The organism is Allorhizocola rhizosphaerae, assembly GCF_003426775.1.
Lineage (GTDB): Bacteria > Actinomycetota > Actinomycetes > Mycobacteriales > Micromonosporaceae > Allorhizocola > Allorhizocola rhizosphaerae.
In genome coordinates, this window is the sequence record NZ_QJUG01000389.1 from 1 (window position 1) to 4,213 (window position 4,213).

Below are 4,213 nucleotides of genomic sequence, written 5' to 3' on the forward strand. Positions count from 1 at the left end.
GCTCACAGGGGATGTGCGCCCCATAATGACACAACATCTGACAGTTATGAGACCGCCGATGTGGTACTTGACACATGCGCCCGGCACCCTAACACTGTGAACGTTCACAGCTGATTTCCGCCTGGTTAATCGGAGGGGAACCCCCATGCTCGATAGACGTATCAGCCGCCGTCGCCTCCTCACCAGCTCGGCGCTTGCCGCTGGCGGCGCGGTGGCAGCACCGCTGCTCGGAGCTTGCGACGCCAGCCGGGACGGCTCGTCCGGCGACGGCAAGAACGTGACGCTGACGGTCATGTACAAGAACAATGAGCTGACGAAGGAACATATCGCCGACTTTGAGGCCAAGAACCCCGGTATTAAGATCAGCTTCATTGAGTTCGACGACACGCGGCTCAATGCGATGCTCGCCTCGAACGAGCCGCCGGACTTCGTGCGCGGGCCGGCCCTCGGCAGCGCGGGCACCAACGCGCAGAAGCTGGCCACCGCTCTGGATCCGTACCTGGAAAAGAGCAGCGTGCTGAAGAAGGAGAACCTGCTGCCGGTCAACGACGGCTTCCGTTGGGACGGCAAGCGGGCCGGCCAGGGTCCGTATTACGGTCTCGTCAAGGATTGGAGCCAGGACGCGACGCTCTGGTACAACCGGGCGATGTTCGAGGAAGCCAAGATCCCGCCCCTGAGCGCGACCGAGGCGATCTCGTATGACGAGCTGTTGGAGATCGGGAAGAAGCTCACCAAGAAGAGCGGCGGCAAGACACAGGTCTACGGCCTCGGACTGGAGTGGGCCTGGAACCTGTGGGCGCCGATCTCGATGATGATCCTCCAGCAGGGTGGCCAGCTGTACAACGCGGACCTGACCGAGACCGACATGACCACGCCGCAGGCCCGGCGAGCCCTGAAGTGGTACGTCGACTTCGCCCAGGCCGGCGTCGGCCCCACCTCGCTCGACCCGGCGCCCGACGGTGCCGACCTGTCGCTCTTCCTCGCCAAGCGGATGGCGATCACCCAGGACGGCTACTGGTACGGCGGCAACTTCGTCAAAGAGTCCGACGAGATCAAGAACAACGTCGCGATGGCGCCTGCGCCGGTGATGGGGGACAAGCGGATCAGCCCCACATACGTGGGCTGGGGCGCGTACATCCCCGCGAAGGCCAAGCACAAGGACGAGGCGTGGAAGCTCATGGAGTACTTCATGGCCGGCCCGCCGTCGGAGGCCCGAGCCAAGAGTGGCTGGGGCTTGCCGGCCCTCAAGTCGCAGATGTCGCTGTTGCCGCAGGAGCTGCCCTACCAGAAGCAGGCGTTCCAGACCCAGCAGAACGAGCTGCAGTACGTCGGGCAACTGCCCGACTCTCCGTATGCCAGCAGCTGGAACTCCGTGCTGGACAAGCACCTTCAGCGGGCAATCAAGAATGAGATCACCGTGGAGGCCGCCGGCAAGGCGATCACCGAGGAGATGAACAAGCTGCTGAAGCAAGGCAAGGACCAGATCGGCTAGTGGTCAACATGGCAACGGAAAGGGCGAGGCGCGGGAGGCGGAGCTGGAAGCGGTATTCCGGCCGGACGTTCTACCTGTTCGTCTCGCCCTGGATCCTCGGCTTCGCGCTGCTTACCGCGCTGCCGCTCGTCTATGCGCTGCTGATCAGCTTCACCAATTTCAACGGCCGCACGGATCGGTGGCGCTGGGTCGGCCTGCGCAACTACGGCGAGCTGATGAGCGACACCGCCGCCATCGAAAGCCTGGTCCGCACCCTCGCGTTCACCGCGATCGCGGTGCCGCTCATGGTGGCCGGCGGGCTTGGTTTGGCGGTGCTGCTCAATCGGCGGCTGAAGGCGGTCGGCCTGTTCCGGACGATCTTCTTCCTGCCCTCGGTCGTCCCGGTGGTCGCCATGGCCATCATGTGGAAGCTGATCTTCAATCGGGACGCCGGCATCCTCAATGCCATTCTGGAGAAGATCAGCATCGGTCCGATCGCCTGGCTGGTCGACCCGCACGCCTTCTACGCACTGATCATCCTCACCCTGTGGGGACTCGGCGGTGGGATGGTGATCATGCTTGCCGCACTGCAGGGCGTCCCGGCTGAACTGGAAGAGGCTGCGACCATCGACGGCGCCAGCCGCTGGCGGGTGTTCCGCCACGTCACCGTGCCGATGATCTCGCCGGTCATCTTCTTCCAGGTGGTAACCGGCATCATCGCCTCCTTCCAAATCGTTATCCAGCCGCTGCTGCTGTCCCAGTCGAGCCAGGTCGGCAGGGTGGCCGAGGTGCCACAAAGCACCCACCTGTACATGGTGCAGGTCTACCAGGAGTTCTTCGCCAACAACCGGTACGGCTACGGCTCCGCGATGCTGTGGGTGTTCTTCCTGGTCATTCTGGCCATCACCCTCATCGTGCAGCGGTCCAGCCGAATGTGGGTGCACTACGAGGTCAACAGCGAGGCCGACCGATGACCATCACGCGGACCACCCCGACGTCGCCCGCAGTCGGCACGCCACCGCTCATCCCGCGTCGGCGCCCCCGGCGCCGGGCCAAAGCGGCGGGCACCTACCTGCTCCTGATGACGCTTGCGGTTCTGTTCGCCGGGCCGTTCGCCTGGCTTGTGCTGGCCGCGTTGAAGACCAAGGCGGAGTGGGTGGCGATTCCGGCGAAGATCCTGCCGGAAACGCCACGGTGGGAGAACTTCACCCAGGCCCTCACCGAGATCAACTTCCCGGCGTACCTGGGTAACTCGCTGTTCCTGTCGTTCCTGTACGCGATTCTGGTGACCTTCTCCAGCGCGGCGGTCGGGTTCGGCTTCGCTCGCCTGCGTGGGCGCGGCAAACGCCCTCTGTTCGTGCTCGTGCTGGCCACCATGATGCTGCCGCAGATTCTCACTCTGATCCCGACCTACGTGCTGTTCGCCCGGATCGGACTGGTCAACACCTACTGGCCATGGGTGCTGTGGGGCCTCATGGCGTCGCCATTCCTGGTGTTCCTGTTCCGCCAGTTCTTCGCCGCCATCCCCGCCGAGCTGGAAGAGGCGGCAATCATCGACGGTTGCGGGTATGGGCGCATCTTCCTGCGGATCTTCCTGCCGCTGTCCCGGCCGGTGCTGCTGACCTCCTTCCTGCTCTCCTTCACCTGGATCTGGGGCGACTACATCGCACCGGCCCTGCTCCTCAACCCCGACCAGACGACGCTGTCCGTCGCCATCGCCGCGTTCTACCTGGATCCGCACGGCAACCCCGACGCCACTGTGCAGGCGGCTGCTGCGGCCCTCTACGTGGTACCCGTTCTGGTGATCTTCCTGTTCGCCCAGCGCTACTTCATCCGCGGCGTTGTCAGTTCAGGCTTGAAGGGATAGGCCACGACGCGCCGCACTTCGCCGGCGGTACTGGCCGGGCGGGCAAAGGCTGACCAACTTGCGCGGTCTCAAAGCGGAAATGAAAACGGCCCTCCAGAGACTCTCTGGAGGGCCGTTTCCCTGTAGCGCCAGCGCTACCCGCGTCGCGGTACGACGTCGATCACCGCGGTGACCGGGCCTCTGTCCGTCATGCCGGTGACAACCACCTCACCCGGCGCGTCAATCGCTCCGGGTGGCAATGCCTGCCAACGGACAGGGATGGCGGTGATCCTGTTGTTGGCGGTGGTGAGCACGTGGATGGAGGAGGGCAACCTCGGAGCGACACCAACCACGGTGGCGGTGTAGACGGTGTCCTCAAGGATGTGCTTGGCACGGCTGGCGTTGTACACGTTGATGGACGCGTGCGGCTCCCAGGTGTTGGGGAGCTCAGGCACGGCCCGGAACATCGTCTGCCAGCCGGCCGGCTCCCAAACCAGCACGCCGACGCCCCGGTTGTTGACCACATCGTTGGCGGCCTGGAAGACCCGCTGGATCGCGTCGGCCTGGCCTTGAACGGTGCGCGGGAACGGGGAGTTCGGCATCGGCGAGCCGCCGCCGCCCGAGGCGGGGTAGGAGGTCTCGGCGACGTCGACCTCATAGTCGGGGTAAGTGGTCGTGATGGTGTGCAGGTTGAGATCCAGCGCCTCCGGTGTGCCGTGCCACTCCGGGTAGTACGAGATGGCCAGCACATCAGGGTTCTGGCCCTTCGCCTTCACCCGGGTGAGGAACTGCTGCCAGAACTCCATGGTCTTGGCGAGCCGGTTCGGACCGACGATTACGTGGATCTCCACTTTGGACGTCGGCGACGCGTCACGCACGGCCTTGATCCCGGACGC

At 64.6% G+C, this 4,213-nt stretch carries 4 protein-coding genes; 3 read left to right on the forward strand and 1 reads right to left on the reverse strand.

Annotated features, from left to right (window positions below):
* Positions 1–145: 145 nt before the first annotated feature.
* The 3 genes from DM816_RS40565 to DM816_RS40575 are packed head-to-tail and all read left to right on the forward strand — an operon-like array spanning position 146 to position 3,338.
* A complete protein-coding gene (locus DM816_RS40565) occupies positions 146–1,492 on the forward strand; it encodes an ABC transporter substrate-binding protein (RefSeq protein WP_117215762.1) in 1,347 nt (448 codons plus the stop codon).
* An 8-nt stretch (positions 1,493–1,500) separates the two neighbouring features.
* Positions 1,501–2,445 (forward strand): carbohydrate ABC transporter permease, encoded by a 945-nt coding sequence (locus DM816_RS40570; protein ID WP_117215764.1) that lies wholly within the window; start codon positions 1,501–1,503, stop codon positions 2,443–2,445.
* A complete protein-coding gene (locus tag DM816_RS40575; protein WP_117215763.1) occupies positions 2,442–3,338 on the forward strand; it encodes a carbohydrate ABC transporter permease in 897 nt (298 codons plus the stop codon). Before DM816_RS40570 ends, DM816_RS40575 begins: the two co-directional genes overlap by 4 nt.
* A 134-nt stretch (positions 3,339–3,472) precedes the next feature.
* Here the strand turns inward: DM816_RS40575 and DM816_RS40580 are convergent.
* On the reverse strand, positions 3,473–4,213 hold a 741-nt coding region (locus DM816_RS40580; protein WP_170318936.1), incomplete at its 5' end, for a glycosyl hydrolase 53 family protein.

Excerpts from the sequence above, each read along its gene's own strand:
- DM816_RS40565 (WP_117215762.1), top strand. The coding sequence starts at position 146 with ATGCTCGATAGACGTATCAGCCGCCGTCGCCTCCTCACCAGCTCGGCG.
- DM816_RS40570 (WP_117215764.1), top strand. The coding sequence starts at position 1,501 with ATGGCAACGGAAAGGGCGAGGCGCGGGAGGCGGAGCTGGAAGCGGTAT.
- DM816_RS40575 (WP_117215763.1), top strand. The coding sequence starts at position 2,442 with ATGACCATCACGCGGACCACCCCGACGTCGCCCGCAGTCGGCACGCCA.